15 protein-coding genes are annotated in these 20,710 nt (G+C 60.7%); 5 read left to right on the top strand and 10 right to left on the bottom strand.

Annotation, left to right across the window (positions count from 1 at the left end):
• Positions 1 to 344 precede the first annotated feature (344 nt).
• Both PseuLF5_RS24510 and purL read right to left on the bottom strand, forming a co-directional pair.
• Positions 345 to 656, bottom strand: a complete 312-nt coding sequence (locus PseuLF5_RS24510) for a Nif3-like dinuclear metal center hexameric protein (protein WP_042607740.1) — start codon at positions 654 to 656, stop codon at positions 345 to 347.
• A 5-nt stretch (positions 657 to 661) separates the two neighbouring features.
• Entirely contained in the window at positions 662 to 4,558 is a 3,897-nt protein-coding gene (gene purL / locus PseuLF5_RS24515; RefSeq protein ID WP_123464910.1) for a phosphoribosylformylglycinamidine synthase, read from the bottom strand.
• Between the two features lie 285 nt (positions 4,559 to 4,843).
• Between purL and mltF the strand changes: the two genes are divergently transcribed.
• Entirely contained in the window at positions 4,844 to 6,304 is a 1,461-nt protein-coding gene (gene mltF, locus PseuLF5_RS24520; protein WP_123464908.1) for a membrane-bound lytic murein transglycosylase MltF, read from the top strand.
• Between the two features lie 125 nt (positions 6,305 to 6,429).
• Here the strand turns inward: mltF and pdxJ are convergent, their stop codons facing one another.
• The 8 genes from pdxJ to lptF form a co-directional block, all read right to left on the bottom strand.
• Complete coding sequence (gene pdxJ, locus PseuLF5_RS24525; protein ID WP_222833599.1) at positions 6,430 to 7,173, bottom strand: pyridoxine 5'-phosphate synthase; 744 nt, start codon at positions 7,171 to 7,173, stop codon at positions 6,430 to 6,432.
• 47 nt (positions 7,174 to 7,220) lie between these two features.
• Positions 7,221 to 7,910, bottom strand: coding sequence for a DNA repair protein RecO (gene recO, locus PseuLF5_RS24530; RefSeq protein ID WP_123464903.1), 690 nt, complete (start codon positions 7,908 to 7,910; stop codon positions 7,221 to 7,223).
• A 168-nt stretch (positions 7,911 to 8,078) separates the two neighbouring features.
• Positions 8,079 to 8,981 (bottom strand): GTPase Era, encoded by a 903-nt coding sequence (gene era / locus PseuLF5_RS24535; protein ID WP_064586098.1) that lies wholly within the window; start codon positions 8,979 to 8,981, stop codon positions 8,079 to 8,081.
• Positions 8,974 to 9,663 carry a ribonuclease III gene (gene rnc / locus PseuLF5_RS24540; RefSeq protein WP_123464899.1) on the bottom strand — a complete coding sequence of 230 codons (690 nt, stop codon included), beginning with the start codon at positions 9,661 to 9,663 and terminating at the stop codon, positions 8,974 to 8,976. Before rnc ends, era begins: the two co-directional genes overlap by 8 nt.
• A 183-nt stretch (positions 9,664 to 9,846) precedes the next feature.
• Complete coding sequence (lepB, locus tag PseuLF5_RS24545) at positions 9,847 to 10,701, bottom strand: signal peptidase I (protein ID WP_123464897.1); 855 nt, start codon at positions 10,699 to 10,701, stop codon at positions 9,847 to 9,849.
• A 9-nt stretch (positions 10,702 to 10,710) separates the two neighbouring features.
• Positions 10,711 to 12,507, bottom strand: a complete 1,797-nt coding sequence (lepA, locus tag PseuLF5_RS24550; protein WP_085608162.1) for a translation elongation factor 4 — start codon at positions 12,505 to 12,507, stop codon at positions 10,711 to 10,713.
• Positions 12,508 to 12,679: 172 nt separating this feature from the next.
• On the bottom strand, positions 12,680 to 13,741 hold the full coding sequence (gene lptG, locus PseuLF5_RS24555) for an LPS export ABC transporter permease LptG (protein WP_123464895.1): 1,062 nt from the start codon (positions 13,739 to 13,741) through the stop codon (positions 12,680 to 12,682).
• On the bottom strand, positions 13,734 to 14,855 hold the full coding sequence (gene lptF, locus PseuLF5_RS24560) for an LPS export ABC transporter permease LptF (RefSeq protein WP_123464893.1): 1,122 nt from the start codon (positions 14,853 to 14,855) through the stop codon (positions 13,734 to 13,736). Before lptF ends, lptG begins: the two co-directional genes overlap by 8 nt.
• A gap of 308 nt (positions 14,856 to 15,163) precedes the next feature.
• Here lptF and PseuLF5_RS24565 point away from each other — a divergent pair, with 308 nt between their 5' ends.
• The 4 genes from PseuLF5_RS24565 (at position 15,164) to PseuLF5_RS24580 (ending at position 20,589) form a co-directional block, all read left to right on the top strand.
• The gene (locus tag PseuLF5_RS24565; RefSeq protein ID WP_336347071.1) at positions 15,164 to 16,654 is read left to right on the top strand and encodes a leucyl aminopeptidase; all 1,491 of its coding nucleotides are present in this window, start codon (positions 15,164 to 15,166) and stop codon (positions 16,652 to 16,654) included.
• 60 nt (positions 16,655 to 16,714) lie between these two features.
• Positions 16,715 to 17,143 (top strand): DNA polymerase III subunit chi, encoded by a 429-nt coding sequence (locus PseuLF5_RS24570; RefSeq protein ID WP_340134891.1) that lies wholly within the window; start codon positions 16,715 to 16,717, stop codon positions 17,141 to 17,143.
• A gap of 8 nt (positions 17,144 to 17,151) precedes the next feature.
• On the top strand, positions 17,152 to 17,544 hold the full coding sequence (locus PseuLF5_RS24575; RefSeq protein WP_340134892.1) for a DNA polymerase III subunit chi: 393 nt from the start codon (positions 17,152 to 17,154) through the stop codon (positions 17,542 to 17,544).
• Between the two features lie 198 nt (positions 17,545 to 17,742).
• On the top strand, positions 17,743 to 20,589 hold the full coding sequence (locus PseuLF5_RS24580) for a valine--tRNA ligase (protein ID WP_222833602.1): 2,847 nt from the start codon (positions 17,743 to 17,745) through the stop codon (positions 20,587 to 20,589).
• The last annotated feature ends 121 nt before the right edge of the window (positions 20,590 to 20,710 follow it).

Consider the following 20,710-nt stretch of genomic DNA (forward strand, 5'->3'; position numbering starts at 1 on the left):
GAACGACCCAGTCTTTGAAGTCGTTGTCGTAGCGTTTGCCCATTTTGGACATGGTTATTCACCTTCGCCCTCTTGATTATTTGAGTCAATCAATAAGGGCGACAGGTAGCCTGACACGGAGGGCGTCTGTAAAAAGTGACCCGCCGTAAGGGCGGAACCGCCAGCCGCAGCACCCAAAGAAACGGATATTCACCCAGTCAGCCAGAGCATGGTCGCCTATAAGGGCGCCATCGCTGGCAAGCCAGCTCCCACAGTGGAATGAAGTCGCCCTCCAAATCGCAGGCAACAAAAAACCCGCAGACAATCACTCATCTGCGGGTTTCCTGTTTAAGCAGCAAGAAAGATCAGAAATCTTCCAGCCGCCACACCTCATAAGCCGGCGTCTCGTACGGATGACTGAGCTTCAACGCCGCCACAACAGCCACGATCAACTCATCCGCCACCACAAGCTCAACCTTCCATTCCTCAACCCGCTCAACCTGCCCCGCCTCGCCAATGAACGGCTGACTGCCGTCCAAAGGTCGAAACTGGCCCAAACCAAGCACCTGCCAAGCACAGTGGTCATAGTCACCGATCCGCCCACCACCGGCAGCGAACACAGCCCCTTTGACCACCTCGACATGACTGTCAGGAACAAAAAACGCCAGCTTGTACACAGGCCTTAGTTCACCCAGACGCGCGCGTTACGGAACATGCGCATCCAAGGAGCATCCTCGGTCCAGTCTTCCGAACGCCACGAGTTCTGCACCGCGCGGAACACACGCTCCGGGTGCGGCATCATGATCGTCACACGGCCATCACGGCTGGTGAGACCGGTAATCCCGCGCGGCGAACCGTTCGGGTTGGCCGGGTAGGCTTCGGTGACCTTGCCGTGGTTGTCGACGAAACGCATCGCCACGCAACCCGACAGATCGGCTTCCAGCAGTGCTTCTTCGCTGGAGAACTCGGCATGCCCTTCACCGTGAGCGATGGCGATCGGCATACGCGAGCCGGCCATGCCCTGCAGGAAGATCGAGTTCGATTCCTGAATCTGCACCATCGCTACACGCGCTTCGAACTGCTCGGAACGGTTACGCACGAAGTGCGGCCAGAACTCGCTGCCCGGAATCAGCTCGTGCAGGTTGGACATCATCTGGCAACCGTTGCACACGCCGAGGGTGAAGCTGTCGTTACGCTCGAAGAAGCCCTGGAACGCATCGCGGGCGCGGCTGTTGAACAGTGCCGACTTGGCCCAGCCCTCACCGGCGCCGAGTACGTCGCCGTAGGAGAAACCACCGCAGGCCACCAGACCTTTGAACTCGTTCAGGTCGACACGGCCAGCGAGAATGTCGCTCATGTGCACGTCGATCGCGTTGAAACCGGCGCGATCGAACGCGGCGGCCATTTCCACCTGACCGTTGACGCCCTGCTCACGCAGCACGGCCACCTGTGGGCGGATGCCTTTCTTGATGTAAGGCGCGGCGATGTCCTGGTTGACGTCGTAGCTCAGCTTGACGCTCAGGCCCGGGTTGTCTTCTTCCAGCAGCACGTCGAATTCTTGCTCGGCGCAGTCGGCGTTGTCACGCAGACGCTGGATCTGGTAGCTGGTCTCGGCCCACTGACGTTGCAGCAGACGACGCTGGCCTTCGAACACGGTGTCACCGTTGAAGGTGATGTTGATCTGGCCATTGTTCATCGGCTGACCGATCACCGACACGCAGTCGCCCAGACCGGCCGCGCTGAATTGCGCGAGGATGTCTGGCGTTGCGTCCTGACGAACCTGGATCACGGCGCCCAGTTCTTCGTTGAACAGGATCGCAGCGATTTCTGCCGAAGACTCGGCAACGCTGTCGAGGTTCAGGCTCAGACCGCAGTGGCCGGCGAAGGCCATTTCCACCACGGAGGTCAGCAGACCACCGTCGGAACGGTCGTGGTAAGCCAGCAGGTGACCGTCGGCGTTGAGGCCCTGGATCACCGCGAAGAAGGCTTTCAGGTCTTCGGCGTCATCGACGTCCGGCGCGTGTTTGCCAAGCTTGCCGTGAACCTGTGCAAGGATCGAGGCGCCCATACGGTTCTGGCCGCGACCGAGGTCGATCAGGATCAGGTCGGTGGTGCCCTTGTCCATGCGCAGTTCCGGGGTCAGGGTCTGACGAATGTCAGCCACTGGCGCGAAACCGGTCACGATCAGCGACATCGGCGAGGTCACGGTTTTTTCTTCGCCGTTATCGTTCCAGCGAGTGGCCATGGACATCGAGTCCTTGCCCACCGGAATGGTGATGCCCAGCTCAGGGCACAGTTCCATGCCGACCGCTTTCACGGTGTCGTACAGACGCGCATCTTCACCCGGGTGACCGGCAGCGGACATCCAGTTCGCCGACAGTTTGATGTCGGAGATCTTGTTGATGCGCGAAGCGGCAATGTTGGTCAGGGTTTCGCCGATGGCCATGCGGCCCGACGCCGGAGCGTCCAGCAGAGCCAGCGGAGTACGCTCGCCCATCGCCATCGCTTCACCGGTGTAGACGTCGAAGCTGGTGGCGGTGACGGCAACGTCGGCCACCGGAACCTGCCATGGGCCAACCATCTGGTCACGGGCCACGAGGCCGGTGATCGTGCGGTCGCCGATGGTGATCAGGAAGCTCTTGCTCGCCACGGCCGGGTGATGCAGAACGCGCTCGATGGACTCGCTGATGTCGAGGTTCGACGGATCGAAGTCATCGCCCAGTTCTGCTTCACGAACCACCGAACGGTGCATGCGCGGGGCTTTGCCCAGCAACACTTCCAGTGGCATGTCCACCGGGTTGTTGCCGAAGTGGCTGTCGGTCACGGTCAGTTGCGGTTCGGCGGTGGCTTCACCGACTACTGCAAACGGGCAGCGCTCGCGTTCGCAGATCGCCTGGAAGCGCTCGAAGTCTTCAGGGCCGACCGCCAGAACGTAACGCTCCTGGGATTCGTTGGACCAGATTTCGTGCGGGGCCATGCCCGGCTCGTCGTTTGGAATGTTGCGCAGTTCGAAACGGCCACCGCGGTCGCCGTCGTTCACCAGTTCCGGGAAGGCGTTGGACAGACCGCCCGCACCCACGTCGTGGATGAAGCTGATCGGGTTCTTGTCGCCCAGCTGCCAGCAACGGTCGATGACTTCCTGGCAGCGACGCTCCATTTCAGGGTTTTCACGCTGTACGGAAGCGAAGTCCAGATCTGCCGAGCTGGTGCCAGTGGCCATGGAAGAAGCGGCGCCGCCACCCAGACCGATGAGCATCGCCGGGCCGCCGAGCACGATCAGCTTGGAGCCAACGACGATCTCGCCTTTCTTGACGTGTTCTTCGCGGATGTTGCCCATGCCGCCGGCCAACATGATCGGCTTGTGGTAACCGCGAACCTCGTCACCGTGCGGGGTGGTGATCGACTGTTCGAAGGTACGGAAGTAGCCGGTCAGGGCCGGACGGCCGAATTCGTTGTTGAACGCGGCGCCGCCGAGCGGGCCCTCGATCATGATGTCCAGTGCGGTAACGATGCGCTCCGGCTTGCCGTACGGCACTTCCCACGGCTGTTCGAAGCCCGGGATTTGCAAGTTCGATACGGTGAAACCGGTCAGGCCGGCCTTTGGCTTGGCGCCGCGACCGGTTGCACCTTCGTCGCGGATCTCGCCACCGGAACCGGTGGACGCGCCCGGGAACGGGGCAATCGCAGTCGGGTGGTTGTGGGTTTCAACCTTCATCAGGATGTGCACCGGCTCCTGCACCGCGCCGTACTGGCGGGTTTCCGGATCCGGGAAGAAGCGGCCGGCGACGTTGCCGACGATCACCGAAGCGTTGTCCTTATAAGCGGACAACACGCCTTCGTTGTGCATCTGATAGGTGTTCTTGATCATGCCGAACAGGCTTTTTTCCTGGCTCTCGCCGTCAATATCCCAACTGGCGTTGAAGATCTTGTGGCGGCAGTGCTCGGAGTTGGCCTGGGCGAACATCATCAGTTCGATGTCGTGCGGGTTGCGCTTGAGACCGTTGAAGGCGTTGACCAGATAGTCGATCTCGTCTTCGGCCAGGGCCAGGCCCAGCTCGGTGTTGGCCTTTTCCAGCGCGGCGCGGCCGCCACCAAGGATGTCGATCGCGGTCAGCGGCTTCGGTTCGGCGTGGCTGAACAGACCGGCGGCCTGTTCCAGATTGCCCAGGACAATCTGGGTCATGCGGTCATGCAGCACGTCGGCAATCTGCTGCGCTTCGGTGTCGCTGAACTGGCCGGCCACGTAGAACGCGATGCCGCGCTCCAGGCGCTGGATCTTGCTCAGGCCGCAGTTGCGGGCGATGTCGCTGGCCTTGCTCGACCATGGCGAGATGGTGCCGAAACGCGGCAACACCAGAAACAGACGGCCGGTCGGCTCTTGTACCGGAACGCTTGGACCGTACTTCAGAAGGCGCGCAAGCACCTGCTGTTCGTCGCCGGTCAGGACGCCGGTGACTTCGGCGAAGTGAGCGAATTCAGCATACAGGCCACTGACAGCTGGAACCTTCTGGCTCAGTTGCTCAAGGAGTTTGCTGTGGCGAAAGGCAGAAAGGGCAGGAGCGCCGCGCAGGATCAACATCTTCGGGACAGCCTCGGGAAGGGGTGTGCTTTGAGGCCGTGCATTCTAGCCTAAACCGCCCTCAACATCACCCGAAACGCTACGCACGGTTGCACTCGGGTATCAATCTGTGTTTCTGCCTTTGAAGTCAGATTTATCGGCTGGGCAACGCCGGCTTATTTTTACTGTAACAAAATGCCCTTGAGCCCCATTTCTGCGGGGTTTCGTCCGGTTTTGTGATCTCTAGCAGACAAGCCCTTCACTGTCGAGATATGGCGCCCGCAGCCGTTTGCGTATACTGCGCAGATGTTTTTCCCAACGGCTTTGCGTCCGCGGTACGCCAAATGGCTGATCGCAACCGGACTCTTCCTGATGCTCGGTGGTTGTGTTGATAAACCCAACACACTCGAGCGCGTAAAGGAGGATGGTGTGCTGCGGGTGATTACCCGTAACAGCCCCGCCACCTACTTTCAGGATCGCAGCGGTGAAACCGGCTTCGAATACGAGCTGGTGAAGCGCTTCGCCGACGATTTGGGGGTCGAGCTGAAGATCGAGACCGCCGACAACCTCGACGACTTGTTCGACCAGATCGGTAAACCGAACGGCCCGGTACTGGCAGCGGCCGGCCTGGTCAGCAGTGAAGATCGCAAGAAGCAGGTGCGGTTCTCCCACGCCTACCTCGAAGTCACCCCGCAGATCATTTATCGCAACGGCCAGTCGCGGCCGACCGATCCTGGGGATCTGGTCGGCAAGAAGATCATGGTGCTCAAGGGCAGCACCCACGCCGAACAACTGGCCGAACTGAAAAAGAAATTTCCCGGCATCGAGTACGAAGAGTCCGACGCGGTGGAAGTGGTCGATCTGTTGCGCATGGTCGATGAAGGTCAGATCGACCTGACCCTGGTCGATTCCAATGAAGTGGCGATGAACCAGGTGTACTTCACCAACATCCGCGTGGCCTTCGACCTCGGCGACGCGCGCAGCCAGAGCTGGGCGGTGGCCGCTGGCGAAGACAACAGCCTGCTCAACGAGATCAACGCCTACCTCGACAAGGTGCAGAAGAACGGCACCTTGCAGCGCCTGAAAGACCGCTATTACGGCCACGTCGATGTCCTCGGCTACATGGGCGCCACCACGTTCGCCCAGCACTTGCAGCAGCGCCTGCCCAAGTACGAGCAACACTTCAAGAACTACGCGAAAAAAGAGAAAGTCGACTGGCGCCTGCTGGCGGCCATTGGTTATCAGGAATCGCTGTGGCAACCGGCCGTCACGTCCAAGACCGGTGTGCGCGGGTTGATGATGCTGACCCAGAACACGGCGCAGGCGATGGGCGTGTCCAACCGCCTCGATCCGAAGCAGAGCATCATGGGCGGCGCCAAGTACCTGGCGTATATGAAGGATCAGCTCGACGATTCGATCAAGGAGCCGGACCGCACCTGGTTTGCACTGGCGGCGTACAACGTTGGCAGCGGTCACCTCGATGACGCACGCAAACTGACGGCCAAGGAAGGGTTGAACCCGGATAAATGGCTGGATGTGAAGAAGATCCTGCCGCGCCTGTCGCAGAAGCAGTGGTACAGCAAGACCCGCTACGGCTACGCCCGCGGTGGCGAGCCAGTGCATTTCGTGGCGAACATCCGTCGCTACTACGACATCCTCACCTGGGTGACCCAGCCGCAGCTTGAAGGCGACCAGGTGGCCGAGGGCAATCTGCACGTGCCGGGGATCGACAAATCCAAACCGGCTCAAGAGCCTGCCCCGCTTTAACCAACACCCCAAATCAATTGTAGGCGTGAGCCTGATCGCGATGGCGGCGTGTCAGCCAACCTGATGTTGTCTGGCACACCGCCATCGCGAGCACGCTCACGCCTACAGGGGTTGTGTGTGGTTGCTTAGTGCTTGGCGGCAGCCAGAATCAGCGCTTTCATCTCGGACACAGCGGACTTGAAGCCGACGAACAACGCATGTGCCACCAGCGCATGGCCGATGTTCAGCTCGTTGATACCCTTGATCGCTGCCACGGCTTCAACGTTGTGATAGTGCAGGCCATGCCCGGCGTTGACGATCAGGCCCTGCGCCAGACCAAACGCCACACCGTCCGCCACCCGCTTCAATTCTTCAGCGACGTCGGTCGGTGTTTCGGCATCGGCATAACGCCCGGTGTGCAGTTCGATTGCCGGTGCGCCAACGCGCTTCGACGCGGCAATCTGACGCTCGTCGGCATCAATGAACAGCGACACTTCGCTACCCATCTTCGACAGACGCTCAACCGCTGCCTTGATGCGTTCCTCCTGCCCCGCTACATCCAGACCGCCTTCGGTGGTCAGCTCCTGACGGGTTTCCGGCACCAGGCAAATATGCGCCGGGCGGATGCGCTCAGCGAACGCCATCATTTCTTCGGTGACACCCATTTCGAAGTTCATGCGGGTCTGCAGCACGTCCTTGAGCAGCAAGACATCGCGCTCCTGAATGTGCCGGCGGTCTTCGCGCAGGTGCACGGTGATGCCGTCGGCGCCCGCCTCTTCCGCGTCCAGTGCCGCCTTGACCGGGTCCGGGTAGCGCGTGCCACGGGCCTGACGCAGGGTGGCGACGTGGTCGATGTTCACGCCAAGAAGAATGCGATTGCTGGTGGTCACGGGTGCGCTCCTGAAATGAGAGATTCGGCGCACAGCATACGGGGTGATCAGGGCTTGCGAAACAGTTCGCGACTCACGAGCGGACGGCCGCCCAGATGCACCGCCAGTGCCTGACGCATCAAGCGCTTGGCGGCAGACAGTGCGCCGGGGGCGGACCAGTCGGCTTCGGCCATGGCCAGCAGCTCGGTGCCGTTGAACAGGCCTGGCTGCAACAGAAAGACTCGCTCAAGACCGGCATCGACTTGCAGACGATAGAGACCGTCTGGCGCGACAGACTCGCCATGGATGTCGGTGTTCAGGGCAAAGCCGTAACCGAGATCGTCGAGCAACCGCCACTCGAAGGAGCGCAGCAACGGCTCCAGCGGTCGGCCCTCGGCCAGAGCCAACAAGGTCGCCGCGTAATGATCGAACACGCCAGGGTGCGGATCTTCAGCCGGCAGCAGACGGATCAGCAATTCGTTGAGATAGAGGCCGCTGAACAGAGCCTCGCCGACCATCCAGGTCGCATTGCCGGCACTTTCCATGCGCCCGACATTCTTCAGTTCACCCTTGCCACGAAACTCCACTTCCAGCGGCACGAACGGCCGCGCCAGCGTCCCGGCCTTGCCCCGTGCACTGCGCAACACCGCCCGCAGCCGCCCTTGGGGCGTGAGGAAATCCACCAAGGCGCTGGTTTCGCGGTAGGCCCGACTGTGCAGGACGTAGGCGGGTTGGGCGGGAGGTGGTGTTGAGGACATGGAGCTCTCATTGATAAAAACGCGGCTTTATATTCACCCCAAAAACCAATGTGGGAGCGAGCTTGCTCGCGAATTCGGTGTGACAGTCAACATCAATGCTGAATGTTACATCCTCTTCGCGAGCAAGCTCGCTCCCACAGTGGGTATCGGTGTTCTCTGGATCGGTGATTACAGGTCGCCGTAACCCAGCGAACGCAGTGCACGCTCGTCGTCGGACCAGCCGCCCTTCACCTTGACCCACAGGTTGAGCATGATCTTGGAGTCGAACAGCAGCTCCATGTCCTTGCGCGCTTCGGTGCCGATGCGTTTGATGCGCTCGCCCTTGTCGCCAATGATGATCTTCTTCTGTCCGTCACGCTCAACGAGGATCAGCGCGTGAATGTGCAGGGTTTTGCCCTGCTGCTTGAACTCTTCGATCTCGACGGTGATCTGGTACGGCAGCTCGGCGCCCATCTGGCGCATGATTTTCTCGCGCACCAGTTCGGCGGCGAGGAAACGGCTGCTGCGGTCGGTGATCTGGTCTTCCGGGAAGAAGTGATCGTTCTCCGGCAGATGATCGGCAATGACCTTTTCCAGCGCTTCGAGGTTATGCCCGTGCTGCGCGGAAATCGGGATGATCTGCGCGTTCGGCAGCTGTTCCTGCAACCACGACAGGTGCGGCATCAGCTCGGCCTTGTCTTCGATGCGGTCGGTCTTGTTCAGCGCAACGATCAGCGGGCCGGTCACGTACTGCACGCGCTCCAGGACCATCTGGTCTTCTTCGGTCCACTTGGTGCGGTCGACCACGAAGATCACCACGTCGACGTCTTTCAACGCCGCCGAAGCGGTCTTGTTCATGTAGCGGTTCAGGGCCTTTTCGCCACCCTTGTGCATGCCGGGGGTGTCGACGTAGATCGCCTGCACGTCACCCTCGGTCTTGATTCCGAGCATGTTGTGACGGGTGGTCTGCGGCTTGCGCGAGGTGATCGCCAGCTTCTGGCCGAGGATGTGGTTCAGCAGCGTCGACTTGCCGACGTTGGGACGGCCGACGATGGCAACGTAGCCACAGCGAGTTGCGTTTGTATCAGTCATTGCCATTCTCCACGCCCAGGGCAATCAGTGCTGCGGCGGCCGCTACCTGTTCGGCAATGCGACGGCTTACACCCTGACCCCGGCTTTTTTCATTCAGTAAGACCACTTCGCATTCGACGAAGAAGGTTCGGCAGTGCGGTTCACCCTGGATATCCACCACTTCGTAGCGTGGCAGTTCGCAACCACGCGATTGCAGATGTTCCTGCAGGCGGGTCTTGGGATCCTTGTTGGTGTCCACCAGCGTCAGGCCTTCGAACTCGCCAGCCAGCCAGGCCAGAACGCGTTCGCGCGCCATTTCCATGCCGGCGTCGAGATAGATCGCACCGATCAAGGCTTCGAGGGCATCGGCCAGAATCGACTCGCGACGGAAGCCGCCGCTTTTCAACTCACCGGACCCCAGTCGCAAGTAATCGCCAAGGTCGAAACCGCGCGCCAGTACGGCCAGCGTCTCACCTTTCACCAGGCGTGCGCGCAAACGCGACAACTGGCCTTCGCGGGCCAGCGGGAAGCGATCGAACAGCGCCTCGCCGGCGACGAAATTAAGAATGGCATCGCCGAGGAATTCCAGGCGCTCGTTGTTACGCCCGGCAAAGCTGCGGTGCGTGAGGGCCAGGAGCATCAGCTCCTGATCCTTGAAGGTGTAACCGAGCTGGCGCTCGAGACGGCTTAGAGAAACGCTCACGGTTTACCCACGCTGAGTTCGTGGCTGGATTCCACCGCCATCGCCGGGGTACGGCGCAGGCCTGGGACAATTAACGCTGTGTTCAAAAATGACGTCCTGAATATCGTGGCTTCATGCCCTGGCGCCGATTTGTGTCGACTCCAGAAATGCATTCGGCGCTGTGGTCAACAGCGCCGTGATTGATTACTTGATCAGGCCAACCCGCGAGAAATTCGGCAGGTGGCTGAGTTTCGGTTCCGGCCAGCTCATCCAGACAGCGAAGGCTTTGCCGACGATATTCTGGTCGGGAACCATGCCCAGCAGATCCTTGGGAATGTTCGGATCATCCCAGTAACGACTGTCGTTCGAGTTGTCGCGGTTGTCGCCCATCATGAAGTAGTGCCCGGCCGGCACTGTCCACGAACGGTCCGGGGTCGCGCGGTAGCGGCTCATTTCCTTGCGGATCAAGTGCTCGGCGGCACCGAGTTTTTCCTTGTAGAGCTCTGCGCTGCCCAGCGTGCCCGGCTCGGAGCCGACCAGTTGCTCGGCAATCGACTCGCCGTTGACGAGCAGACGCTTGTCAGCGGTGTAACGTACCGTGTCGCCCGGCAGGCCGACTACACGCTTGATGTAGTTGACGTTCGGGTCGCTTGGATAGCGGAACACCATGACATCGCCACGCTGTGGATCACCGACTTCGATGATTTTCTTGTCGATCACCGGCAGGCGGATCCCGTAAGAAAACTTGTTCACCAGAATGAAGTCGCCAACGTCCAGGGTAGGTTTCATCGAACCGGACGGGATCTGGAACGGTTCCACCAGGAACGAACGCAGCACCAGCACGATGAACAACACCGGGAAGAACGACTTGCCGTATTCAACCAGCAGCGGCTCTTTGTTCAGCTTTTCGACCACCACGGGCTCGGGCTGGCTGACACTGCCTTGATAAGAGGCAATGGCAGCACGCCGACGCGGCGCCAGGAACAGCAGATCGAGCAACGCCAACAGGCCGCAGACGAACACGGCGATGACCAGCAACAGCGGGAAATTTAGTGACATAGGACCTGACTATTCCAACCTGAGCACGGCAAGGAAGGCTTCTTGTGGAATTTCCACGTTGCCGACCTGCTTCATGCGTTTCTTACCGGCCTTTTGCTTCTCAAGCAGTTTCTTCTTACGGCTTACGTCACCGCCGTAGCATTTGGCCAATACGTTCTTTCTGAGCGCCTTGACGGTTGTCCGGGCGACGATCTGACCACCGATAGCGGCCTGGATCGCTACGTCGAACATCTGACGAGGAATCAGTTCTTTCATCTTCTCGGTCAACTGGCGACCTTTGAAGTGCGAGTTGTCACGGTGCACGATCAACGCCAGGGCATCGACCTTGTCACCGTTGATCAGCACGTCCAGTTTCACCAGATTAGCCGATTGGTAACGATCGAAATGGTAATCCAGCGAAGCATAGCCGCGGCTGGTGGATTTGAGACGGTCGAAGAAGTCCAGGACCACTTCGTTCATCGGCAGGTCGTAAGTGACCTGTACCTGATTGCCGAGGAACAGCATGTCGACTTGAACGCCGCGCTTCTCGATGCACAGGGTGATGACGTTGCCCAGGTGCTCCTGCGGCACGAGGATGTTGGCGCGCACGATCGGCTCGCGCATGTCCTCGATCGCCGAGACGTCTGGCAGCTTCGACGGGTTGTCGACGTAAATCGTTTCACCGGTTTTCAGCACCAGCTCAAAAATTACCGTCGGTGCCGTGGTGATCAGGTCCAGGTCGTATTCGCGCTCGAGGCGCTCCTGGATGATCTCCATGTGCAGCATGCCGAGGAAGCCGCAACGGAAACCGAAGCCCAGGGCGTCGGAGCTTTCCGGGGTGTATTGCAGCGACGAGTCGTTGAGGGTCAGCTTCTGCAGGGCTTCGCGGAAGTCCTCGAAGTCGTCGGAGCTGACCGGGAACAGACCGGCGTAAACCTGTGGCTGGATGCGCTTGAAGCCGGGCAGTACCGGGACATCCGGGGTCGAACTCAGGGTCAGGGTGTCACCGACCGGTGCACCGTGAATGTCCTTGATGCTGGCGATGATGAAGCCCACTTCGCCGGCCTTCAGGTCAGCGGTGGCGGTGTGTTTCGGGTTGAACACACCGACGCTGTCGACCAGGTGCACCTTACCGGTGGACTTGACGAGGATTTTGTCGCCCTTCTTCACGCGGCCATGCCGCACACGCACCAGGGAGACAACGCCCAGGTAGTTGTCGAACCAGGAGTCGATGATCAGCGCTTGCAGCGGATCTTCGATATTGCCGGTCGGCGCAGGAATGGTGGCGACCAGACGCTCGAGCACTTCGTCGACACCCAGGCCCGTCTTGGCGCTGCAGGTGACGGCGTCGGTGGCGTCAATGCCGATGATCTTTTCGATCTCGTCTTTGACGCGATCAGGCTCGGCCTGTGGCAGGTCGATCTTGTTCAGCACCGGCATGACCTCGAGGCCCTGCTCGATGGCGGTGTAGCAGTTGGCCACGGACTGGGCTTCAACGCCCTGACCCGCGTCGACCACCAGCAAGGCACCTTCACACGCCGCCAGGGAACGGCTGACTTCGTAGGTGAAGTCGACGTGGCCCGGGGTGTCAATGAAGTTCAGCTGGTAGGTAACGCCGTCTTTGGCTTTGTAATAGAGGGTAACGCTGTGGGCCTTGATGGTGATCCCGCGTTCGCGCTCCAGATCCATGGAATCCAGTACCTGGGCTTCCATTTCACGCTCGGCCAGGCCACCGCACATCTGGATGAAACGGTCAGCCAGCGTCGACTTGCCATGGTCAATGTGGGCGATGATGGAGAAATTGCGGATATGACTCAAATCACTCACGGATCAACACTCAAAAAGGCTGCAGGCTTGGCCCGCCGAAAAATAGCCGGGAATTGTACCTGATACACGACGCAAGCGTCACGTTCGCCTGTCACCCGGATTGCATACGAAAACGCCCCGATCTGTCGACCGAGGCGTTTTCAAAGTCAAGGCACTGACAACGACAGGGCCATCAACCGGCCCGTCGCAGCAGCCAGACACCCGCCAGCCCACACACGCTGGCCGGCACCAGCACCGCGAACAGCGGCGAGAAACCGAATACCAGGCTTGAAGGCCCCAGCAGATCCTGAACGATGCGGAAGGTAAACCCGACCAGCACGCCGGTGAAGACCCGCTGGCCCAGGGTCACGGAACGCAACGGGCCAAAGATGAAGGAAATCGCCATCAGCACCAGGGCGGCGGTGACCAGCGGCTGCAACACCTTGACCCAAAATGCCAGCCAGTAACGACCGTTGCTCAGGCCCTGCTCGGCCAGATAGTGGATGTACCCCCACAGACCGCTGATCGACAGCGATTCAGGCGCCATCACTACGGTGCTGAGCAATTGCGGGCTCAGGGCAACATTCCAGCGTTCGGTCGGCGCATTCAGGACTTCAGTGCTGCGCTCATGAAACACAGTGGTCGCGACATCGGAGAGTTCCCAGTAAGTGCCGTCGAACTCGGCCTTTTTGGCAAAGCTCGAACTCAGCAGATGACGCTCCTTGTCGAATTGATAACGGGTCACGCCATACAGCAGGCCGTTGGGTTGCACGGCGTTGATGTGGATGAACTCGTCACCCTGACGGTGCCACATACCGTGCTTGGCGCTCTGCGCGTCGCCGCTGCCCTGGGCCAGCGAGCGGTTGGCCTGGGCCATGCTCTCGGTGGCCGGCGCAACGTACTCGCCGATCAGCACGCCGGCCAGCATCAGGACGAACATCGGTTTCATCACCGCCCAGACGATGCGCCCGATGGACACACCGGCCGCACGCATGACCGTCAGTTCGCTGCTGCTGGCCAGACTGCCGAGGCCGATCAGACAGCCGATCAACGCTGCCATCGGCAGCATTTCGTAGAGACGGCGTGGCGCGGTCAGCAATACAAAGCTCAGGACATCGACCAGCGTGTAGGTTTCGCTGACATCGCCCATCTCGTCGATGAAGGCGAACAGCGTCGCCAGGCCCAGAATGATAGCCAGCACGGCGATGATCGCCACGAACACACTGCTGCCGATGTAGCGGTCGAGTTTAACCACGAGCCACCTCCAGCGCAGCGGAACGACGGCTGGCCAGCTTCAGGCGCAGAGGCTCCCAGTACAACAGGCCGAGGCCAATGGCCAGGAAGATCGCGTGCACCCACCACAAGCCCAGGGCCGGCGGCAACTTGCCCTTTTCAAGGGCGCCGCGAGCGGCAATCAGGATGGTCAGGTAAGCCATATAAAGAAGAATCGCTGGCAGCAGCTTGAGGAAACGCCCTTGACGCGGGTTGACGCGCGACAGCGGCACCGCCATCAGGGTCACGATAAAGACCAGCAGTGGCAGGGACAGGCGCCATTGCAGCTCGGCCCTCGAGCGAATGTCATCGCTGCCCAGCAGAGTCGACGTCGCCATCGCATCGCGGTCTGTCACCTCTTCGCTGACTTCCGGCTTGGGCAACTGTACGCCGTAGGTTTCGTAGTGGATCGCCCGATAATCAGCCTGACCCGGGCTGCCGTCATAGCGGTAGCCATTGTCGAGAATCAGGTAACGGGTGCCATCCGGACGTGCTTCCTGACGACCCTTCTCGGCCACCAGCACGGAAATACCGCGATCCTTCTGATCGGCACCGAGGTTTTTCTGCGAGATGAACACACTGCCGAGATTGACGCGATCGTCGCTCAGGGTTTCGGTGTAGGTCACCCGGGTACCATCGCGCAGGGCCTGGAAGCGGCCCGGCTCAAGGGTATCGAATTCGGTCAGGGCGTCCTGCTTGTTCAGCAGCAACTGGAACTGGTTGGCGCCTTGCGGGGCCAGACCCAGGCTCAGCCAGGCCACCACCAGCGCGACCAGCGTGGCCGGGAACAGGGTCATGCGAAACAGCTTCTGCTGGCTCATGCCGGTGGCCGAGAGCACGGTCATTTCGCTTTCCAGGTACAACCGACCGTAAGCCAGCAGGATCCCGAGGAACAGGCCCAGCGGCAGGATCAGCTGCAGGAAGCCCGGCAGGCGATAGCCCATGATCAGGAACAGCGAGCCCGGATCGAGCTGGCCGGCAGCGGCCTGGGACAGGTATTTGATGAAGCGACCGCTCATGATGATGACCAGCAGCACGGCACTCACGGCGCTGAGGGTCAACAGGACTTCGCGGGACAGATAACGGAAGACGATCAAACCAGACACTCCAGGGTTGTCAGGCTAAGGCGGCCAAACAAGCAAACACTTCGACCGGCCCGCAACGCAAAGCCGTCGAAAAAAGATGCGGCATTATCCTGTGATTGAGGGCGCCTGTCACTGCGCACACTCATCCGCACGCGTAATACGTTGAAGATCGTACAACCGAGGGTTGTCAGGCGCGGGGAGCGAGGTTCAAACTGCGGCCCTTGTCGCAGGCTTTGGCCTGCGCCTCTTCTATCTATAAGCAGGCGAGTGCGGACACCGTCGAACGCCTGCGTGTTGACCATTCATTCAGGGATCCGGACATGGAACTGGTTGTAAAAAGCGTTAGCCCAGAAACGTTGAAAACCGCCACCCTGGTGGTTGCCGTCGGCGAAGGCCGCAAACTCGGCACCGCCGCCAGACAGGTCGACGAGTTGAGCGGTGGCGCGATCAGCGCCGTACTCAAGCGTGGCGATCTGGCCGGCAAGGTCGGCCAGAGCCTGCTGCTGCACAGCCTGCCGAACCTGAAAGCCGAGCGTGTGCTGCTGGTCGGCGTGGGCAAGGATGAAGAACTCGGCGACCGTCCGTTCCGCAAAATCGTAGCCGGCATCCTCAACACCCTCAAAGGCCTGGGCGGCAGCGATGCCGTGCTGGCGCTGGATGAAGTCATCGTGAAAAACCGCGACAGCTACGGCAAGACCCGTCTGCTGGCGGAAACCCTGGTGGACGGCAAATACACCTTCGACCAGTTCAAGAGCCAGAAAGCCGAACCGCGCGCCCTGAAGAAAATCACCCTGCTGACCATCAAGGCTGCTCAAGCCGAAGTGCAACGCGCCGTGAACCACGCCACCGCGATCGCCAACGGCATGGCCTTCACCCGTGATCTGGGTAACCTGCCACCGAACATCTGCCACCCGACGTTCCTCGGCGAACAAGCCAAGAACCTCGGCAAGGAATTCAAGGATCTGAAAGTCGAAGTCCTCGACGAGAAGAAGATCAAATCCCTGGGCATGGGCTCGTTCTACGCCGTCGGCCAGGGCAGCGCCCAGCCGCCGCGCCTGATCGTCATGCAGTACAACGGTGGCAAGAAGTCCGAGAAGCCATACGCACTGGTCGGTAAAGGCATCACTTTCGACACCGGCGGCATCAGCCTGAAGCCGGGCGCCGGCATGGACGAGATGAAATACGACATGGGCGGCGCCGCCAGCGTGTTCGGCACCCTGCGTGCCGTGCTTGAGCTGAAACTGCCGATCAACCTGGTGTGCATCCTCGCCTGCGCCGAAAACATGCCGAGCGGCAACGCTTCGCGTCCGGGCGACATCGTCACCACCATGAGCGGCCAGACCGTGGAAATCCTCAACACCGACGCCGAAGGCCGTCTGGTGCTGTGCGACGCGCTGACCTATTCCGAGCGCTTCAAGCCGCAAGCGGTGATCGACATTGCGACCCTGACCGGCGCTTGCGTCGTGGCACTGGGTGCACACACTTCCGGCCTGCTGGGCAACAACGACGAACTGATCGAGCAACTGCTCAGCGCCGGCAAGGCTGCAGACGACCGCGCCTGGCAACTGCCGCTGTTCGACGAGTACCAGGAGCAACTGGACAGCCCGTTCGCCGACATCGCCAACATTGGCGGGCCGAAGGCCGGCACCATCACCGCCGCGTGCTTCCTGTCGCGCTTCACCAAGAACCTGAACTGGGCGCACCTGGACATCGCCGGCACCGCCTGGACCAGCGGCGGCAAGGACAAGGGCGCCACCGGCCGTCCGGTTCCACTGCTGACCCAGTACCTGCTGGACCGCGCCAAAGCCTGAAACCGATGACGTGCGGCGGCGTCACTGAACGGTGGCGCCGCCCGCACATCAGGAACCGTAATGACCAAAGTCGACTTTTATATCCTGCCCAGCGCCGATCCGTCCGCGCGCCTGGATTTTGCCTGCAAGCTCACCGAGAAAGCCTGGCGCATGGGCCACCGCATCTATCTGCATTGCAGCGATGTTGCCCAGCGTGATGATCTCGATGCGCGCCTGTGGGCGTTCAAGGGCGAAAGTTTCGTGCCGCACGGTCCCGCCGACAGCGAACCGGGCGGCTTGATCGTATTGGGCCTGGGTGACGACTGCGGTCAACATCAGGACCTGCTGGTCAATCTCGACCTGAAAGTCCCGGCCTTCGCCAGCAAATTCGCCCGCGTGGCGGAGGTGGTGGTGGAAGATCCGACGATTCGCGCGGCGGCACGGGAGAGTTTCCGTTTCTACCGCGAACAGGGCTATCCTCTGCAAGACCACCGTTTACAGCGACTCTGAGTACGCCGATGGACACTCCAAAACCGCTGCAAAAGTCTGCGCACCTGCTGGACGATCTCGAATCGATCCGCCAGTTGCTCGGCGATGACAACCTGCAACCGCCGCTGCTGACCGATACGGTCGATGAAGGCGAACAGGAACAGATTCCGATGTTGTTCGACCCGGTCGTCAGCGAACCGCCAGCCGTCGAACCACCTCCCGCCCCCGTTGTACCCGCCGCACAACCTGCTGCGCCCGCGGCCAAAGGCCCGGACGCCCTGCTCCACCTGGACAGCGAACTGCGCGCCGCCGCGCAATTGATCATGCAAGACGTGATTGACGACTTCGCGCCGCACATCGAAACCGAAATCAAACGCCGCCTCGACGCGCGGATGGAGCGGCTGCTCAGCCAGTACGAATAACCCCAATCCCCTGTGGGAGGCAGCCTGCTGGCGATAGCATCAGTGCGGTTCTGCGGAAAAACCGCGGTGATGCTATCGCCAGCAGGCTGGCTCCCACATTTTAGATCTCCACCCAGCCCGCCCCGCTCGCCCTCGGCCCCATGCCCCGCTATACTTCCCGGCTTTTCCTGAATAAATGCCAATAGGGTCCCGCCGCGCATGGATAAGACCTACCAGCCGCACGCCATTGAAACTTCCTGGTACAACACCTGGGAGTCCGAGAACTATTTCGCACCGCAAGGCGCGGGCGATTCCTACACCATCATGATCCCGCCGCCGAACGTCACCGGCAGCCTGCACATGGGTCACGGTTTCAACAACGCGATCATGGACGCCCTGATCCGTTTCCGCCGCATGCAGGGTCGCAACACCCTGTGGCAGCCGGGCACCGACCACGCCGGTATCGCCACGCAGATGCTGGTGGAGCGTCAACTGGAAGCCACCGGCCAGAACCGTCATGACCTGGGCCGCGAAAAATTCCTCGAGAAAGTCTGGGAGTGGAAGGATCAGTCCGGTGGCAACATCAGCCGTCAGATCCGCCGCCTCGGTTCGTCCGTGGACTGGAGCCGCGAGCGCTTCACCATGGACGACGGTCTCTCGGAAGCGGTCAAAGAAGCCTTCGTGCGTCTGCACGAGGACGGCCTGATCTACCGCGGCAAGCGTCTGGTCAACTGGGACACCAAGCTGCACACGGCGATTTCCGACCTCGAAGTGGAAAACCACGACGAGAAAGGTTTCCTGTGGAACCTCAAGTACCCGCTGGCCGACGGCGCGAAAACCGCTGAAGGCAACGATTTCCTGATCGTCGCGACCACCCGCCCGGAAACCATGCTCGGCGACTCCGCCGTCGCGGTTAACCCGAACGATGAGCGCTACAAAGCCCTGATCGGCAAGTTTGTCGAGCTGCCACTGCTTGGCCGCCGCATCCCGATCATCGCCGACGATTACTGCGACCCTGAATTCGGCACCGGCTGCGTGAAAATCACCCCGGCTCACGATTTCAACGACTACGAAGTCGGCAAGCGCCACAACCTGCCGTTGCTGAACATCTTCGACAAGAACGCCAACGTGCTGCCAGCGGCCCAGGTGTTCAACCTCGACGGCACACTGAACGACAGCATCGACGGCAAGATCCCGGCTGAATTCGCCGGTCTCGAGCGTTTCGAAGCGCGTAAGCAGATCGTGGCTGCGTTCGACGCCGCCGGCCTGCTGGTCAGCGTCAACGATCACGCGCTGAAAGTGCCGAAAGGCGATCGCTCCGGCACCATCATCGAGCCGTGGCTGACCGACCAGTGGTATGTGTCGACCAAACCGCTGGCCGAGCCAGCGATTGCTGCCGTTGAAGACGGTCGCATCCAGTTCGTGCCGAAACAGTACGAAAACATGTACTTCTCGTGGATGCGCGACATCCAGGACTGGTGCATCAGCCGTCAGCTGTGGTGGGGCCACCGGATTCCGGCCTGGTACGACGAGTCGGGCAAGGTCTACGTCGGTCGCGACGAAGCCGAAGTGCGTGCCAAGCACAACCTCGGCCCGGACGTTGCGCTGCAACAGGACAACGACGTACTCGACACCTGGTTCAGTTCGGGCCTGTGGACCTTCTCGACGCTGGGCTGGCCGGAAAAGACCGAGTTCCTGAAGAAATTCCACTCCACCGACGTGCTGGTCACCGGGTTCGACATCATTTTCTTCTGGGTTGCCCGGATGATCATGCTGACCATGCACCTGATCAAGAACGAGGACGGCACCCCGCAGGTGCCGTTCAAGACCGTTTATGTACACGGTCTGGTGCGTGATGGTCAGGGCCAGAAGATGTCCAAGTCCAAGGGTAACGTCCTCGACCCGCTGGACATCATCGACGGTATTGAGCTTGAAGCGCTGGTGCAGAAACGCACCTCGGGCATGATGCAGCCGAAACTGGCGAAGAAGATCGAGAAGCAGACCCGCGACGAGTTCGCCGACGGCATCGCCAGCTACGGCACCGACGCCCTGCGCTTCACTTTCTGCTCGCTGGCTTCCACCGGTCGCGACATCAAGTTCGACATGGGCCGCGTCGAAGGCTATCGCAACTTCTGCAACAAGATCTGGAACGCCGCGCGTTATGTTCTGGACAAGGGCGAAGACTGCGGCCAGAACGGCGAAGCCTACGAGCTGTCGCTGGCGGATCGCTGGATCATCTCGCAACTGCAACGCACCGAAGCCGAAGTGACCCGTCAACTGGATCAGTTCCGTTTCGACCTCGCCGCGCAAGCGCTGTACGAGTTCATCTGGAACCAATACTGCGACTGGTACCTGGAACTCTCCAAGCCTGTGCTGTGGGACGAGAACGCGCCGGTTGAACGTCAGCGCGGCACCCGTCGCACGCTGGTGCGCGTCCTGGAAGTTGCGCTGCGCCTGGCGCACCCGTTCATGCCGTTCATCACTGAAGAAATCTGGCAGCGCATCGCGCCGCTGGCCGGCATTCAGGGCAAGACGATCATGCTGCAAGCGTGGCCAGTGGCCAACGAAGAGCGCATCGATCCGGCTGCCGAAGACGACATCGAATGGCTGAAAGGCCTGATGCTCGGCACTCGCAACATCCGTGGCGAAATGAACATCGGTCCGGGCAAGCCGCTGCCGATCTACCTGAAGAACGTCAGCGCTGAAGACCAGCGCCGTCTGACCGAGAACGAAGCGCTGCTGAAGAAGCTCGCGCGTCTGGAATCGATCACCGTTCTGAAGGCTGGCGAAGAAGCGCCGCTGTCCGCGACCGCACTGGTTGGCGAGATGGAAGTGCTGGTGCCAATGGCCGGCCTGATCGACAAGGGCGCCGAACTGGCGCGTCTGGACAAGGAAATCCTGCGTCTGCAGGGCGAAGTCCAGCGCGTTGGCGGCAAGCTGTCGAACGCCGGTTTCGTTGACAAGGCCCCGGCCGAAGTCATCGAGAAAGAACGCGCCAAACTGGCCGAGGCTGAACAGGCTTTGGGCAAACTGGCCGAGCAACACGCGCGGATTTCCAGCCTGTAACTGGTAAATCGCATTAAAAAGGCGCGCCACCCGATCGGGTGACGCGCCTTTTTTATTGCCTACTTTCCTTCATCCACTGCCAATCCCTGTGGGAGCGAGCTTGCTCGCAAAGAGGCCGTGT

Origin of the sequence: Pseudomonas sp. LF-5 (genome assembly GCF_037626295.1) — a bacterium.
Taxonomy (GTDB): Bacteria; Pseudomonadota; Gammaproteobacteria; order Pseudomonadales; family Pseudomonadaceae; genus Aquipseudomonas; species Aquipseudomonas monsensis.